At 33.9% G+C, this 803-nt stretch carries 1 protein-coding gene and 1 pseudogene; both read left to right on the top strand.

The window, feature by feature from the left end; translation table 11 throughout:
- Positions 1 to 523, top strand: a pseudogene (locus tag PEPTYR26121_RS08400) (recombinase family protein); the annotation flags it as partial.
- A partial coding sequence (locus tag PEPTYR26121_RS08395; RefSeq protein ID WP_180500973.1) for a recombinase family protein occupies positions 516 to 803 on the top strand: 288 nt, incomplete at its 3' end. The pseudogene PEPTYR26121_RS08400 and the gene PEPTYR26121_RS08395, both read left to right, overlap by 8 nt.

Below are 803 nucleotides of genomic sequence, written 5' to 3'. Positions count from 1 at the left end.
AGATATTAATAAGTGTTCTATGAAGTTTATTAAAGACAAGGACATAAAACTAGCTTTTGTAACTTTAGTTAACAAGCTAATCTTTGGAAAAGATAGTATCCTCACACCACTTTTGAAATCATTAAATAGTGTGGACAGCAAGGAAGAAGTCGAGAAGATAAATAAAATAGAAGAAGGCTTAGAGAAACTAAAGGAAAGAAAAGAGGTTCTAAGCAAACTAATAACTTCGGGAGTTTTAGATGCAAGTATTTACGCAAAAGAAAGCAGTGAAATTTCAAGTGAAGAAAGTTATCTACTCAGGGAAAAGGAAAGAAGTAAAAAAGCCATCCTTGGAAATGATGAAGAAATAAGAGAGCTTGAAAAGCTAATAGGAATTTTAGGAAAAAGTGAAATAATAGATCACTTTGAAGATGACTTGCTTGAAGAAATCATTGACCACATTCAAGTTGTCAATAGAGAGACTCTTGATTTTCATTTAAAGTGTGGACTTGTATTAAGAGAGGAAGTGAAAGAAGATGTCTAGGTTATGTTATGGCTATACCATAAGAGACGGAAGACTAGAAGTTCAAGAAAAAGAAGCCGAGAATATAAGAAAAATCTTTAAAAACTATCTTGATGGAAATGCCCTTATAAAGTCGGCAGACCTGGCAGGCTTAAAGAAAAACAGCTCCAGTGTAAAAAGAATCCTTACCAATAAAAAGTACTTAGGAAACGAAATCTATCCCAAGATAATAGATAGAGAGAGCTTTGAAAAGGCAGGTCAAATGTTAAAAGAAAGGGCAGTGGCCATGGGACGAGTTTGG

Origin of the sequence: Aedoeadaptatus nemausensis (assembly GCF_903819165.1) — a bacterium.
Classification (GTDB): Bacteria; Bacillota; Clostridia; order Tissierellales; family Peptoniphilaceae; genus Aedoeadaptatus; species Aedoeadaptatus nemausensis.
The sequence above is the reverse complement of the archived record's forward strand: the minus strand, read 5'-3'. Positions and strand labels throughout refer to the sequence as shown.